Consider the following 15,157-nt stretch of genomic DNA (forward strand, 5'->3'; position numbering starts at 1 on the left):
GAATAAGTCATGATAGAACGGTCTGATGTTTGTGATACAACTTTACTCGACTATGAGAAGAAATTTAAAGCGCTGTCGGATCACAAAAGACTTTATATATTGCGTATTTTGGCAACAGAAGGAAAAACCTGTGTATGTGATTTGAGTGAACTACTAGCATTGCCACAATCTAAATTATCTTATCATCTAAAAATCTTATTAGATGTAAAATTTATTTCTGTTGAGAAAGAAGGAAAGTGGAATTATTATTCAGCCAATCCTAATGAAATAAAAAAGATTTTATCTTCAGACCTCTGTTGTCTTTTTTATCCTGAGTAAATTTTTTTGAACTATATATCAACAAAGATTGATGTGTCATAAGAAAAGGTTGGAATTTGAAATCACTCACACTAGACTAGGAGATAAAAAATGATAGTAAATCATGCAAGTATATTATCTGTCGATTACTTTATAAGTTATTTAGAACTCATTATGAAAGCGAGGCAGTTATCATTAGAAGAAGCTGTGTTTTATATGAAAGAAAATTTTTTTAAAGGTGAAGCCTTTTTATATGGAGAAGTAACAGCTAAACATTTTGAGCAAGCAATTCAACTTTTGAAAAGAGGGAATTTTAAATGAAAGAAATTAAATTATTTACTATAAAAGAGACATCATGCTACGGTGAGGAACCAACAACGACTTCTTGTTGTGCGCCAGAAACGATAAATGAATCAACTTGCTGCTCATCGCCTGAAGTGACAGTAGAAAAACCGGAACAAAAGCAATTTAACTTAGATTTACCTGTAGCCATTATTGGAGCTGGTCCAGTTGGACTTGCGGCGGCAGCACATTTAACCATACAAAAAGTGCCTTTCATCGTCTTTGAATCAGGTGAAAATGTAGGACATAATATTCTTAAGTGGCAACACGTTCAACTATTCAGCCCTTGGCAATACGATATTGATAAAGCAGCACGTCAACTACTTGAAGAAACGGATTGGGAATCACCACAGGATAATATTTTACCGACAGGAAAAGAGTTGGTGGATCAATATTTAGTACCTTTAAGTACATTACCTGTCTTAAAAGAAGCCATTCGATACAACTCAAAAGTTATTTCAATTTCACGTCAACAAAACGATAAAATGAAATCATTACATCGTGAAAAGCAGCCTTTTGAAATTTATGTTGAAAGAAATCATGAAATTGAAATAGTAGAAGCACGTGCAATTATTGATGCAACGGGTACATGGGGGAACCCAAATCCTTCTACTTCAAATGGTGTTTGGTTGAATTCCGAAAAACAATGCGAAAATCACATTGAATACGGTATTCCAGATATAACGAAAAGTGTGAAACGCTATGCCGATAAAACAGTCGCAGTGGTTGGTGGTGGGCACTCTGCTATTAATACATTGTTAGAACTGGCCGATTTACAAAAAGAATTTCCGGAAACCAAATTGATTTGGATTCTACGTAAAAAAAATGTAGAAGATGCCTACGGTGGCGAAGAAAAAGATGCACTTGAAGCACGTGGGGCGCTTGGCTCGAAAATACATTCATTGGTCGATTCAGGTAAAGTACAAGTATATACACCGTTCTACACGATGCAAGTCAAATCAATGAATGGACAAATGGAGTTAGCAGGACGTTATGAAGGCGAAATGACAATTATTAAAGAGATTGACGAGTTGATTGTCAATGCTGGAAATCGTCCGGACTTTTCAATTGAACAAGAACTTCGATTATCCATTGACCCAGCGACGGAAAGTATCGCAGCACTAGCACCACTCATCGATCCAAACGAACACAGTTGTGGTACCGTTCGCGCACATGGTGAAGAAATTCTACGCCAGCCAGAACAAGGTCTTTATATTGTAGGTATGAAGAGTTACGGTCGTGCTCCCACATTCTTAATGGCAACAGGATATGAACAAGTACGTTCAATAACAGCCTATCTTGCAGGAGACATAGAAGCCTCTAAACGAGTTGAACTTGATTTACCTGAAACGGGGGTTTGTAGCGTAAATTTGCAAAATCCTAAAGAAGAATCAAGCTGTAGCACAAATTCATGTTCGTGACAGTTCACATCAAAAAATTGATGTGATTATCGAGAAACGTGATTTTAATGATCATTAACCGTGGGGGTACATTAGGTGTTGCCTACTTTAAGTCATATTCTGAGCTAATATTATCCCCTCGAATATCTGATTTAGACGAAGCTGAAAAGAGTGTTTTTCAACGCTTATTTAACAATACCCCTCGTCAATTGGGTAATGAAACGTATCAACAGTTTTTACAAGCGCATATTAACTTAGCGAATAATGAATAAGCAGCCAACGGGCATTTTGCTCTTCTAAATAAGGTGTTGTACAATGGCAAAAAAAACGTGTGCAAAAAGTATGACCATTCTTATTAATGTCTAAGATAACAGTATGAATACTACCCTTGACCCTGTACTATGGTACAGGGTTTATATTATATTTGGGGTGATGTAAATTGTATTTTAGAGTCGGAGAAATCGCCGAGAAATGTAATGTTAACAAAGAGACAATTAGATATTATGAACGTTTGGGTTTAATTCCAGAGCCTAATCGTACCGAAAAGGGATACCGAATGTATTCACCACAAACGGTGGATCGATTGAATTTCATAAAACGGATGCAGGAATTGGGCTTTACCTTAAATGAAATCGACAAGTTACTAGGGGTTGTCGATCGCGATGAAGCGAAGTGCCGTGATATGTATGATTTCACTGTCCTTAAGATAGAGGACATCCAGCGTAAAATTGAAGATCTTAAGAGAATTGAACAAATGCTGTTAGATCTTAAAGAAAGATGTCCCGAAAACAAAGATATTTATGAATGCCCAATTATTGAAGCATTGATGAAGAAATAAGCTGACTAATAGGAGGATTTTGACATGAAAAGATATCGAATAAGCGTTCAAGGTATGACCTGTACAGGCTGTGAAGAACATGTAGCTGTTGCCCTTGAAAACATGGGGGCAAGCGGGATTGAAGTAGATTATCACCGTGGCGACGCTGTATTTGAGCTACCGAACGGCCAAGGGGTTGAAACAGCGACAAAAGCAATTGCTGAAGCGAACTATCAGCCAGGGAAAATAGAAGAAGTACAATCGCAAGAATTGGTGCAGTTGGGTGATGAAGTTGATTATGATTACATCATTATTGGCTCTGGTGGGGCTGCTTTTTCATCTGCTATTGAAGCCGTGAAATACGGAGCAAAAGTGGCAATCATTGAACGTGATACAGTGGGTGGAACATGCGTAAACATTGGTTGTGTTCCTTCAAAGACCTTGCTGCGATCTGGAGAAATCAATCATCTGGCAAAAAATAATCCATTCATCGGATTGAATACGTCAGCTGGCGTTGTTGATTTGGCATCATTGATTGAGCAGAAAAATGAGCTAGTGACGGACCTTCGAAACTCAAAATATGTGGATTTGATTGATGAATACGGTTTTGAATTAATCAAAGGCGAAGCGAAATTCGTGGATGAAAAAACAGTTGAAGTCAATGGCATGAGGTTATCAGCAAAACGATTTTTAATCGCGACAGGCGCTTCACCAGCAGTGCCAAATATTCCTGGACTGGATGAGGTCGATTACTTAACAAGTACGACGTTGCTTGAATTAAAGGCGATACCTAAGCGCTTAACGGTTATCGGTTCTGGTTATATCGGTATGGAATTGGGACAACTTTTTCATAACCTAGGCTCAGAAGTCACATTGATGCAAAGAAGCCCACGTCTGTTAAAGGAATACGATCCTGAGATTTCAGAAGCAATCGCGCAAGCCTTGACAGAACAAGGCATTAACTTAGTGACAGGAGCGTCCTTTGAACGAATCGAACAAGACGGAGACATTAAAAAGGTCTACGTTGAGGTCGATGGCGAAAAACGGATCATTGAGGCAGAGCAATTGCTTGTTGCTACAGGAAGAACTCCAAATACGGAAACTTTGAATTTACAGACAGCAGGCGTTGAAGTAGGCTCCCGTGGTGAAATTATAATTGATGAGTACTCGAAAACGACGAATTCACGCATGTGTGCAGCAGGAGATGTCACGCTTGGTCCCCAATTCGTATATGTGGCAGCTCACCAAGGGAAAATTGCGGCAGAAAATGCGATTGGTGGACTGAACAAAAAGTTGGATTTAGAAGTAGTTCCAGGGGTTACCTTTACGGCCCCAGCAATTGCAACGGTTGGTTTAACAGAGCAACAGGCAAAAGAGAAAGGCTATGAAGTGAAAACATCCGTCATGCCTTTAGACGCTGTTCCAAGAGCCTTGGTGAATCGGGAAACGACAGGCGTGTTTAAACTGGTGGCAGACGCAAAAACATTAAAAATTCTAGGAGCTCATGTGGTGGCAGAAAACGCAGGAGACGTAATTTATGCAGCAACATTGGCTGTTAAATTTGGTTTAACCGTGGAGGATCTCCGTGAAACCCTAGCCCCCTATTTAACAATGTCAGAAGGATTAAAATTAGCTGCCCTTACGTTTGATAAAGATGTATCAAAATTATCTTGTTGTGCAGGATAATGATTTTATATTATGCTGAGCTGATATTTCTTGAAATAAGTATATTTTGCTTGTGAGTCTTCTGAAAACGAGTAATCAAATGGGCTACCTTCACAGGTGGCCTTTTTGATTTTGAAGGACAAAACGATTTTTATTTTCCAAAATGAATAACACACTTGCGTATATAAGCATATGATTATATGATAGTGGAGAAATGGAGGGATGGTCTATGAGTAAAACTGTGACGACAGATATGCAAAGAGCATCACAACTATTAAAATTGCTTGGAGATCAAACGCGTTTGACGATGATGAAATTGCTTCAGTCGCATGATTGTTGTGTTTGTGAGTTTGTTGAGATTTTTAAAATGAGTCAACCGGCGATTAGTCAGCACTTGCGTAAACTGAGGGATATTGGGTTGGTGAAAGAAACGCGTAAAGGAAAATGGATCTTCTACTCCATCAATGAAGATCATGATGATTATCCGTTTATACAAGGTATCCTTGAGCATCTTCCCGGACAAGACGGATTAGTAACTGAATTGGAAGCGCAAGGATTGCGCATTTGTTGTGAGTAGGGAGGAGAACGGGCGTTGACTTCAGTTATTATTGCATCATTAATTTTCATTATCACACTTGTTTTTGTCATTTGGCAACCTAGAAACTTATCGATTGGATGGTCTGCCTGTATCGGTGCAGTAGTCGCTTTATTAGTAGGAGTAGTTAATTTTCAGGATGTCATAGACGTAACGGGGATTGTATGGAATGCTACGCTTGCTTTCATCGCGATTATTATTATTTCATTAATCCTAGATGAAATTGGTTTCTTCGAGTGGTCTGCTCTTCATATGGCTAGATTAGCCAAAGGCAGTGGCATTCGCATGTTCGTATATGTCAGTCTTCTAGGTGCAGTTGTTGCTGCTTTGTTCGCAAATGATGGAGCTGCCCTCATACTAACACCAATTGTACTTGCGATGGTACGAAATTTGAATTTCAATGAAAAGATGATTTTCCCATTCATTATTGCCAGTGGCTTTATAGCTGATACCACTTCATTACCATTGGTTGTCAGTAACTTAGTTAATATTGTTTCGGCAGACTTTTTTGGTATTGGCTTTGTTGAATATGCATCTCGGATGATAGTACCTAACTTATTTGCATTAGTCGCAAGTATTTTAGTGTTAATGCTATTTTTCCGTAAAAGTATTCCGAAAGATTACAAAGTGTCCGATTTAAAACAACCGAAGGATGCGATTAAAGATATAAAAATGTTCCGACTCGCTTGGGTAATCTTAGGCGTATTACTCGTCGGCTATTTCTCTAGTGAATTTACAGGATTACCTGTATCAATTATAGCTGGGCTTACGGCTATTTTCTTTATGATTATGGGACAAAGAAGTTCTGCTGTTCACACGAAGCAAGTACTTCAAGGAGCTCCTTGGGCAATTGTTTTCTTCTCTATCGGAATGTACGTAGTCGTTTATGGATTGCGTAATGCTGGTTTGACGAGTGTATTGGCAGATGTCATTCAAATGGCAGCCAATCAAGGACTGTTTGTTGCAACGATTTCGATGGGCTTTATCGCAGCAATCTTATCTTCGATTATGAATAATATGCCCACAGTTTTAATTAACGCTTTGGCAATATCAGAAACGGATACAACAGAGCCAATTCGTGAGGCATTGATTTATGCAAATATCATCGGATCGGATTTGGGCCCTAAAATAACGCCAATCGGTTCTTTGGCCACTTTACTATGGTTGCATGTACTGTCTCAAAAAGGTGTGAAAATCTCTTGGGGTAGTTATTTTAAAATCGGTATTATTTTAACAGTGCCTACACTCCTGATTACATTAATTGGGCTATATACGTGGCTATCATTCATACAATAAAAACACAAAAAAAGGGGACTTTTATTATGTCGAAAAAAACACTTTACTTCTTATGCACAGGTAACTCATGCCGTAGTCAAATGGCTGAAGGTTGGGGCAAAAAATATCTTGGTGAAGAATGGCAAGTTCTGAGCGCTGGAATTGAAGCACATGGAGTCAATCCAAGTGCTGTTAAAGCAATGAATGAAGCTGGTGTCGATATTTCAACTCAAACTTCGGATATCATTGATCAAGAAATTTTAAATAATGCAGATTTTGTCGTAACTCTTTGTGGAGATGCTGCTGACAAGTGTCCGATGACACCAGCTCATGTAAAACGTGCACATTGGGGGTTTGATGACCCTGCGAAAGCAGAAGGAACGGATGAAGAGAAATGGGCGTTCTTCCAGCGTGTACGTGATGAAATTGGTGCAAGGATTGAACATTTCGCTAAAACAGGGGAATAAGTAAAGCATGCCGTAGATTTATATCTCGGCTTTCTTTATAAAATATATATAAGTGTATAGTTATGAACTAATGAGGAGGATGTTGATAATGAAAAAGGTTGAAATTTTCGATCCAGCAATGTGTTGTTCAACGGGTGTCTGTGGACCAAGTGTGGATCCAGAATTAACGCGTATCGCATCAGCTGTTTATTCACTCGAACAAAAGAAGTTTGATATTACTCGTTATAATCTTGGCAATGATCCAGGGGCATTTGTAGACAATGAAATCGTAAATAAGGTACTTCTTGAAAAAGGTCCAGATGCACTTCCACTAATCCTTTTAAATAATGAGATTGTAAAAGTTGGTGCTTATCCGACGAATGAAGAATTAGCAGAATGGCTGAATGTCGGGATAGCTGAACTTCAAGAAAAACCACGCGTACGTGTCTCAGTCAAGTTTGATAAATAGGGGGGGTAACGATGTATCCATTATTCAATCCAAACAAAACAGCACTAACGCCATTTTTATTTTTTACTGGAAAAGGTGGCGTTGGTAAAACATCTACAGCCTGTGCAACAGCAGTTTCTCTTGCAGACCAAGGAAAAAAAGTACTCTTAGTCAGTACCGATCCTGCTTCAAATTTACAAGATGTTCTCGATGTAGGATTGACGAATGATCCAATTGCAATTCCAAGCGTAAAAAATCTGTTCGCGTGTAATATTGACCCGGAAGCATCAGCAAAAGCATATCGTGAAAAAGTCGTCGGTCCTTATCGGGGGAAGTTGCCAGATGCTGTTCTTTCAACGATGGAAGAACAGTTATCGGGTGCTTGCACCGTTGAAATTGCTGCATTCGATGAATTTTCCCATCTGTTATCCGATGAAGATGTGTTAAACCAATATGATCACGTATTGTTTGATACAGCACCGACTGGGCACACACTAAGGTTGTTACAATTACCAACAGCATGGACTGGATTTTTAGAAGAAAGTACACACGGTGCTTCCTGTTTAGGTCCACTGTCAGGTCTTGGAGAGAAAAAAGAGATGTATGCGAAAGCAGTCGAGTCTCTTTCTAATCCAGAAAAAACGACGTTAATTTTGGTTGCACGTCCGGATCTATCTTCTTTAGTTGAAGCGAATCGGGCCTATTCAGAGCTGAAAGAGATAGGGATTAAAAATCAGGTACTCATTATAAACGGGCTTCTTCAAACGCATCATCCTGATGATGACGTGTCAAAAGCATTTTATGTGCGACAACGTAGCGCACTGAAAGAAGTGCCTGAAGCTTTAAAACAGGTTGTGACGTTCTCTCTTCCATTCGTTTCATATTCATTAACGGGAGTTGATAACCTCCGGCACTTATTTAGTTCTTACACGATTACTGAATTTGAAGATGATAACCAAGAACAAGAAACAATTCACCTTCCAAGCCTAAACAAAGTAATTGATGATTTTTCATCAAAAAATACACGTGTCATTTTTACAATGGGTAAAGGTGGGGTTGGTAAAACGTCGATAGCATCTGCAATTGCAGTCGGTCTCTCCGAAAAAGGTCATCGCGTTCATTTGACGACAACAGATCCAGCAGCTCATCTTGCGTATACGTTTGAAGGGAGCGCTTTGAAAGAGAATCTGACGATTAGCAGCATTAGTCCAGAGATTGAAGTTGAAAAATACCAACAGGAAGTGCTTGCTACAGCAGGAGAAGGGTTGGACGAAGAAGGCCTTGCGTATTTGAAAGAAGACCTAGAATCACCATGTACAGAAGAAATTGCTTTGTTTAGAGCATTTGCCGATGTAGTGGAGAAATCGGAAAATGAAATTGTCGTGATTGATACAGCACCAACAGGGCACACATTGCTGCTGCTAGATTCAACGGAAGCTTATCATACAGAAATGAGCCGTTCGACGGGTGAAGTACCGGAAAGTGTGAAGAAACTTCTTCCACGTTTACGAAATCCAGAAGAAACTGGCGTGGTTATTGTGACATTGGCTGAAGCAACACCGGTATTAGAAGCAGCAAGATTGCAGGAAGACCTCGAACGCGCGCAGATTGCTCCTAAGTGGTGGGTCATCAATCAAAGTTTATATGCAACGGATACAACTGATGCTATCTTAAAAGGGCGTGCAGTCTCTGAAGTAAATTGGATTAAAAAAGTAAAAGATGAACTCGCACAGCAATGTGCTGTGATTCCATGGTTACATGAAGAAAAGATAGGCTATGATAGTTTGAAAGAATTTATTGATGCGTAATAAAATGTATAAATGTGAAATTACGGATAAGAAAGGAAGGAAAATAAAAATGAACATTACAAACGAAGCTAAAGAATATATTCAGGCCATGTTGGAGGAACAGCAAGCAAAAAGGCTTCGCGTCTACGCAGTTGAAGGAGGATGCTGCGGACCACAAATCGGTTTATCTCTTGATTTACCTGAAGAGTCGGATACTGTTTCTGTCATCAATGAAATCTCTGTTGCTATTGCTCCACAAGCTAAAGGAATCATAAGTGTTCTAACGTTGGACTTTGAATCTAAAGGTGAACAATCCGGCTTAGTCATGATTGGTGCACCAAATAACTGTTAAATCACAGAAACAGTAAGTAAGAGAATTCAATCTAAAAATAAGGAGAATGTATAAATGCCGAACTTTCCTGTTCGGCGTTTGTTGTCTTGGCTCCCTTGTTTATCTACAGTTTCAAGTTGATATGTTAGGGCTTCATGGTTCAGGTTTCTAAATACCTTGAAACGTAAATGAGATACCTAAATCCGCAAACGGGCGCGATTGTTGAATACAAAGGTCTAATTCCCTACCAAAAACCATATGGGAATTAGACTTTTTTAACCTGCATTATTTTAAAACTTATGGCAATCGCTAGTAAAAAAGATGGCAATCGGTAAATATGGTCACACATTAGATAGTGTTTGTTGTCTACTTTTTAATTATTTTTCAGTCTGTTCTTAAAAAAGTCAGCTATATTATTTTGATTTTGAGTTTTTTCCTCCCTTAATAACGTAAGATAATCTAACGGTTTTGAAAATATATTCTTTAAGGCAGAATCAAAAAAAGCCAAATTATCCTGTGAAGACTTTTTTAGGAAATAATGAAAAACCTGTGAAATTAAATCTTGTTGCTGTTTATTCAATTGTTGTAAGTATTCTTGTGACTTCTTTAGCGATAATATACTTTCTTCTTTAATATTAAGCTCTTGTTCGAGTTGTTCTACTTTACTTTGCTTAGATTTTAATTCATTGAAAAGAGTTATCTTTAGTTCCTTATTTTGGATTTTATTATCTATTAGGATTAATAAATTTTGTAGCTCGTTATCCTTTTCATGTTTTTCAAGTTTGTGAGATAGGGCTGTGTTTACCTCATCTATTAATTTCCTGCCAGCCCGATCCTTTTTCCTCCAAAATGATTCTGACGGCAATTTAGGGATCTCTTGATTCTGATATAGTTCAATGCAATACTTGTGTAAGTCAATATATTGTATCTCTTTCGATACACTATGCTTCAGAACGTAACTGTTCACTATTTCTTTAGCTTCAGTTTCGGTTAATATCGGTTTTCGACCTTTTTTAGTCATATTATTAATAGATACTCCTTTCAATTTGGATTAGTTTTGATAAATTTTGGAGTTCTGACTTAATATTTAGGAATGTTTGCTCTAGGTCTTTCTCGTTTTCAAGGTGTTCAGGTGTCATGATATTTAAAGCTGTATTTGTATGAATTTTATAAATGAAATTCATGAGTTCCATCAGATTGTCTCGATTTTTATTAACCTTTTTGATTATCTGGTCACGTTTCACTTTTAAATCATTTAAATCAATTCGCCAGTGGCTACAGAGCATGCATTCTTTAGCTTCACAACGTATAAGAGAGTCGCTACAATAGCCGATCTCTAATTCGCCTCTAAAACTTGATGTAGGGGATTCAAAAGCCTTTAGTTTAACGTTTTCTGGAATATATCTAATATTATTGTTATCGAAATTAGATATGTTTTTATAGTTTTTAATTAACTTAAATACCTCGTTGTCAATCCAGTATTCTTTGTGAAAGCTGTAATGATACTGTGCTGCTATTGTTCTATGCCCACCTAAACGTGCTATTTCGATAGGTGAAATACCTTGCATCATCAGTGAAACAAAGGCTATGTGGCGAGTATCATTTGGACTTAACCTTTGATTGAAAGGTACGTTAATTTGGTAATATTCGTTAATAACTTCTTTGTAAAAACGTTTAAGTAATTTTTCTAAATTATTTTTATTGAATGAATCAAGGTCTCGTTTTTGTAATTCTCTACGTCCGGAGTTGTCGGCGTAAATTAAAGACCTATAAGAGATAAGTGTTTCACTTTCCCCATATTCTTCTGTAAGCTCAATATAATTAATTAATAAGTGGTACATACTTTCATTTATTTCAATTTTATTATAATAATTAACACTATCATTTAAAGGTTTCTTTATTCTAGTTATTGTTACAAAAAATTTATTGTTTTCTTTCGAAGTACTATCCCTTTTTATTAAACAAAATTCAGTAGATCTAATCGGAATTATTGAAGTTAAATTCCACCAAATTAAGATTGGATAGAAAAGAATTGTCTTTTTTATAGTTTCTTCATCATCAAACAATTCATCTTTTTGAACGTCAGTAAAGTATTTCTCTAAATAATATGAGAATAATAGGGTATATCTTGATGAAGGCAATTGGATGGGATTTTTAACAAATTTAATTTTGTTCCGTACATCGTATAATTTAGCAAGATATTTACTCGAATTGGAAATTTCACTAAAGTCAAAAAAACTAAACACAGTAGACAGCACGTACGTCTTTTCATTATTGGTGATATGATCTTCATGAAGCCATTCTACAAAATGATTTATACGATCTAAAGAGAAAAACTTTGTAATATTGACTGCCATACAAAAATGGTGGAAATAGTGGATACACGTAGATGGTCGGTATTTCTCAAGTAATGAACCAATCCAACATTTTATTAGTAATTGATCGTCTTTGTTTAAATTTTTGTCAATTTTTCCAAAATCTAGTTTTATAGACCTTCCTAGACTATACTCATGTGAAAATAACCAAATGTCATCGTAAAGTGAATTCGATAAAAATACCCCTTTTGATTTAAGTTCAGATATTAAATTGGTTGTGTAAGAAACTTCATACTCGGATAGATAGGGATTATCAAATGAAACATTAGCCTTTGCAGTGGTATTATCACCCATAATCACTCAACTCCTTTGGGGGAATAAGTCGCGTATTCATGTATAGGTTTTTCCGAATCAATATCATTTAATTGATCTAGTAACCTTATATATTCTTGTTTGCTTCCCTCAAAAAATCCTAATACCACATCTTCGCCAAACTTATTTACCGCATCGTTTAAAATATCTAGTTCCATAAACAATAGATTTACTTGTTTTATCTTTTCAACTTCAAAATTAGTATTATTGAAGTCATATTTAAACTGACCTAGTGTGTTTGTAACACTAGAGACTATGTTGGCAGTGGCATAAAAATTAGGTACAGAATAAACGCAGTTCTTACAGTCTAAACCAGTATTAAGACAACCCTTTTCTGAAACAATACATTGAAAGTCCTCGTCTTTACCCGGTAAAAAGTTCTTTTGTAGCTTGTTTAAGGTTTCAAATGCTTCTTCTGAACCTTTACTTATAAATAATTCTATTATAGATTCTTTTTGTTTGGTTACACTATTTAAAAAACCTGCGGTGGCTTCAATATTATAAATATCCTTAAATACTGACTTTAACTTTAGAATATTGTTTGTTTCCTTTGTCAGATCGCTTGTACCTCCATAAACTATTTCACTAAGTATTTTTGGTATGTAACCAAATATTCCACGATTAAATAAATTTATGGAAAGTTCATTAATATCTTCATCTGGGATTTTAATATACATATTGGTTGATTCCTCGCTTTTATGCGAACGAAGTCGCTGAGCAATCTTAAGGGCAGCACCACTATGTTTTTCCTTTTTTAGTAGTGTATACATGATAGTAAGCAATGTTCTATTCATCTTTCTGTTTTTAAATTTGAATTCTTTAGGAAAACTCTTAAAAAAATTATTGCTGTGTGTGTCGAGAAAATTATTTTTTTTATTATTGAAATTAATAATATTATCTAAAGTAGGAAAGTAATGTTGATTTATCAAATGACAAATTACATAGGCGTTCGCAACAGCGACTTTTATGTTATCAGATATAAAAAAGTTATTGATAGCCTTAGTTTTAGAAACGGTGTATTCCTTTGTTAAAAGCAAATTAACGATTTTATCTACCTCATCGTTGGCAAGATTTCTATTTCTAAACTCTTTTAATGACTTTATATTTAGAAAAGAAATATCAATCATTCTTAGGTTACATATATCTCTATGTCTCCAAGCATTGCTTAGGTGTAATAATATATAAAGCCATGAATAGGCATATTCATTACAAAGCTTTGATGTAGCAGGGGAGATTCTAAGTAAACCGTCATTTATTGCAGGCTCCCTATGACTAAGGTTATTTACATATGAGTAAACTTCCTTAAAAGTAGGGTAGTCGTATATATCCATGTCTTGATTTACAGAACTTTTGGATGTGAATGTTTTTTTTATTTTTTGTATCCTAAATGAACTTTTGATGTTATCTTGAATTAATCCATAATAAAGCTTATTAATAAAAGGTATTAAAATATTTCGATGGCTAATTGGAGTGTTCGAATTTAGTAAGCCAAGATTTATTTCATTGCTCGATTTTAGATGTAATTCCGAATCCAAAATAAAGTCCGATAGTAAACTAGTGCATTTTACTAAGGTATTTACAAAATAAGGCACAGTTTCTTTTGTTTTATTGTTATATAGAATAGAATCGGTGCAGTAATCGAACCAATATTGTTGTGTAATAGGTGATTGTTCGTGAAATTTAATGCCATTTATTTTTAGTAGTTCGTAAAAAGCTGAAAGTGGATCAATATATGATACATAATCTAATAGTTCTTGATGTTCTTTCTGTTGTAATAAATTTTCGTACTCCGATTTGGGAAAAAGCAAGAATGTTGGAGAGCTATTATTGAAAGCGTATCTTTCGATACCCTTTGGTTTTTTTCTGTTTTTAAAGTATCTAAAGTAATGCTCTCCAAGTGCCTCAGAAACTAAAGACGAAGGAACATACTTCTCTGTAATATCCTGTTTGAGTTTTAATAGATCATTTATTTCTGCTTTGTAGTAATGGGTTGTGGTGTGAAAGTTATAAAATGACAGTTTAGTTTCTTTTCTAATAGTGGAAAGTTCACTATTTGATATTTTCAAAAGTTGTAAGGTTTGTTTTAGAGAATAGAATTTCTCCTTTTCCCCAAGATACAGCCATGTATCATCTTTGTTAAACATTTCAACAATTTCTTTTCGTTCATAGAACTTTAATCTAACGTGCAAATCAATCTGTTCAATGTTGTGATAATTGATCAAGAAGTTTAATTGATGGTAAGTAATATTGTATTGATTAACCACTTCTTTATTGGATATATAATTAGTTAAGAATTTATTGATATGCTCTTTTTTGAAAAAAATATTGTTTCCTAAAAGTTGCTGACCCGTTTTAAAATATCTAATATCCAACTTTTCACACACCCCAAATAAATTAGGGACAAAGTAGGCTTTTAAAATGGAAATTGAAGTTTTATTCATACCAAATAATTTTCTAATCTCTGTAAAAGTATAGTAGTGCTTTGATAAATTTAAATGTTTCCTGTAGAACGATGAAAGAGAATGATACTCTACATATAAAATTTTATCGCGATTCCTAAAGTGTTTAATTGAATTTTCGAGACAGAGTTTATACAAGGTTTCATTTTTCTTAACCAATTTCGAAAAAATACGACTATTGATTATTGTTGTTCCTTTGATCCATTTAGCTTTATGTTCTTTAGGAGAAAACTTTTTTGATAATATTTTTACTTTGGTTAAATCGGATTCAGCGATGTATTCTGTGTTCTTTGAGATTCTGATTAAATTTACATTCTCGGTATGTACAATGGTTTCGTAGATATAAATATTGATGTTTAATTTATGCAAAAGTTCGTCTCTGTGATATGCATTATCAATGAATCTTTCCACGTCAGATTTATTGAAATATAGTGAATTCATGTAGCTAACAGTATTTATTTTATATACCTGATTACACTTGTGTGTTTTGCAAGCAATAAGTTGAGAATAATGCAATGAAAAGTCGAGAACTTTGCCAAGCCCTTTTCTTATTCTGTTTGATGATTCGATAGTGCGTGTCTCACCCTATAACTGTCGCCAGTAAAACT

General features: G+C 35.7%; 14 protein-coding genes. 11 read left to right on the forward strand and 3 right to left on the reverse strand.

Going from position 1 to position 15,157, the window contains the following annotated elements; genetic code table 11:
• Positions 1–9: 9 nt before the first annotated feature.
• The 11 genes from DX933_RS13460 to DX933_RS13510 all read left to right on the forward strand — a co-directional run bounded on the left by DX933_RS13460 (position 10) and on the right by DX933_RS13510 (position 9,424).
• On the forward strand, positions 10–318 hold the full coding sequence (locus DX933_RS13460) for an ArsR/SmtB family transcription factor (protein ID WP_123316961.1): 309 nt from the start codon (positions 10–12) through the stop codon (positions 316–318).
• Between the two features lie 90 nt (positions 319–408).
• Entirely contained in the window at positions 409–618 is a 210-nt protein-coding gene (locus DX933_RS13465) for a hypothetical protein (protein ID WP_123316962.1), read from the forward strand.
• Positions 615–2,060 (forward strand): NAD(P)-binding domain-containing protein, encoded by a 1,446-nt coding sequence (locus DX933_RS13470; RefSeq protein WP_123316963.1) that lies wholly within the window; start codon positions 615–617, stop codon positions 2,058–2,060. Before DX933_RS13465 ends, DX933_RS13470 begins: the two co-directional genes overlap by 4 nt.
• A gap of 418 nt (positions 2,061–2,478) precedes the next feature.
• Entirely contained in the window at positions 2,479–2,877 is a 399-nt protein-coding gene (gene merR1 / locus DX933_RS13475) for a mercury resistance transcriptional regulator MerR1 (protein WP_123316964.1), read from the forward strand.
• Positions 2,878–2,901: 24 nt separating this feature from the next.
• A complete protein-coding gene (gene merA, locus DX933_RS13480; RefSeq protein WP_123316965.1) occupies positions 2,902–4,542 on the forward strand; it encodes a mercury(II) reductase in 1,641 nt (546 codons plus the stop codon).
• Between the two features lie 208 nt (positions 4,543–4,750).
• The gene (locus DX933_RS13485; RefSeq protein ID WP_123316966.1) at positions 4,751–5,098 is read left to right on the forward strand and encodes an ArsR/SmtB family transcription factor; all 348 of its coding nucleotides are present in this window, start codon (positions 4,751–4,753) and stop codon (positions 5,096–5,098) included.
• A gap of 15 nt (positions 5,099–5,113) precedes the next feature.
• Positions 5,114–6,412 carry an arsenic transporter gene (locus DX933_RS13490; RefSeq protein WP_123316967.1) on the forward strand — a complete coding sequence of 433 codons (1,299 nt, stop codon included), beginning with the start codon at positions 5,114–5,116 and terminating at the stop codon, positions 6,410–6,412.
• Positions 6,413–6,438: 26 nt separating this feature from the next.
• Entirely contained in the window at positions 6,439–6,858 is a 420-nt protein-coding gene (gene arsC / locus DX933_RS13495; protein WP_123316968.1) for an arsenate reductase (thioredoxin), read from the forward strand.
• Positions 6,859–6,946: 88 nt separating this feature from the next.
• Positions 6,947–7,306, forward strand: coding sequence for an arsenite efflux transporter metallochaperone ArsD (gene arsD / locus DX933_RS13500; protein ID WP_123316969.1), 360 nt, complete (start codon positions 6,947–6,949; stop codon positions 7,304–7,306).
• Positions 7,307–7,317: 11 nt separating this feature from the next.
• Positions 7,318–9,093, forward strand: a complete 1,776-nt coding sequence (gene arsA, locus DX933_RS13505) for an arsenical pump-driving ATPase (RefSeq protein WP_123316970.1) — start codon at positions 7,318–7,320, stop codon at positions 9,091–9,093.
• 49 nt (positions 9,094–9,142) lie between these two features.
• Positions 9,143–9,424, forward strand: coding sequence for an iron-sulfur cluster biosynthesis family protein (locus tag DX933_RS13510; RefSeq protein ID WP_123316971.1), 282 nt, complete (start codon positions 9,143–9,145; stop codon positions 9,422–9,424).
• A gap of 352 nt (positions 9,425–9,776) precedes the next feature.
• Here the strand turns inward: DX933_RS13510 and DX933_RS13515 are convergent, their stop codons facing one another.
• Genes DX933_RS13515 through DX933_RS13525 form a run of 3 tightly spaced genes read right to left on the reverse strand, consistent with a single transcriptional unit; the run spans position 9,777 to position 14,918 of the window.
• Complete coding sequence (locus DX933_RS13515; RefSeq protein ID WP_123316972.1) at positions 9,777–10,424, reverse strand: hypothetical protein; 648 nt, start codon at positions 10,422–10,424, stop codon at positions 9,777–9,779.
• Positions 10,425–10,428: 4 nt separating this feature from the next.
• The gene (locus DX933_RS13520) at positions 10,429–12,072 is read right to left on the reverse strand and encodes a site-specific integrase (RefSeq protein ID WP_123316973.1); all 1,644 of its coding nucleotides are present in this window, start codon (positions 12,070–12,072) and stop codon (positions 10,429–10,431) included.
• A gap of 2 nt (positions 12,073–12,074) precedes the next feature.
• Positions 12,075–14,918, reverse strand: coding sequence for a hypothetical protein (locus DX933_RS13525; RefSeq protein WP_145962282.1), 2,844 nt, complete (start codon positions 14,916–14,918; stop codon positions 12,075–12,077).
• Positions 14,919–15,157 lie beyond the last annotated feature (239 nt).

This window comes from Ornithinibacillus gellani (genome assembly GCF_003730295.1).
GTDB classification, from domain to species: Bacteria; Bacillota; Bacilli; order Bacillales; family Amphibacillaceae; genus Ornithinibacillus_A; species Ornithinibacillus_A gellani.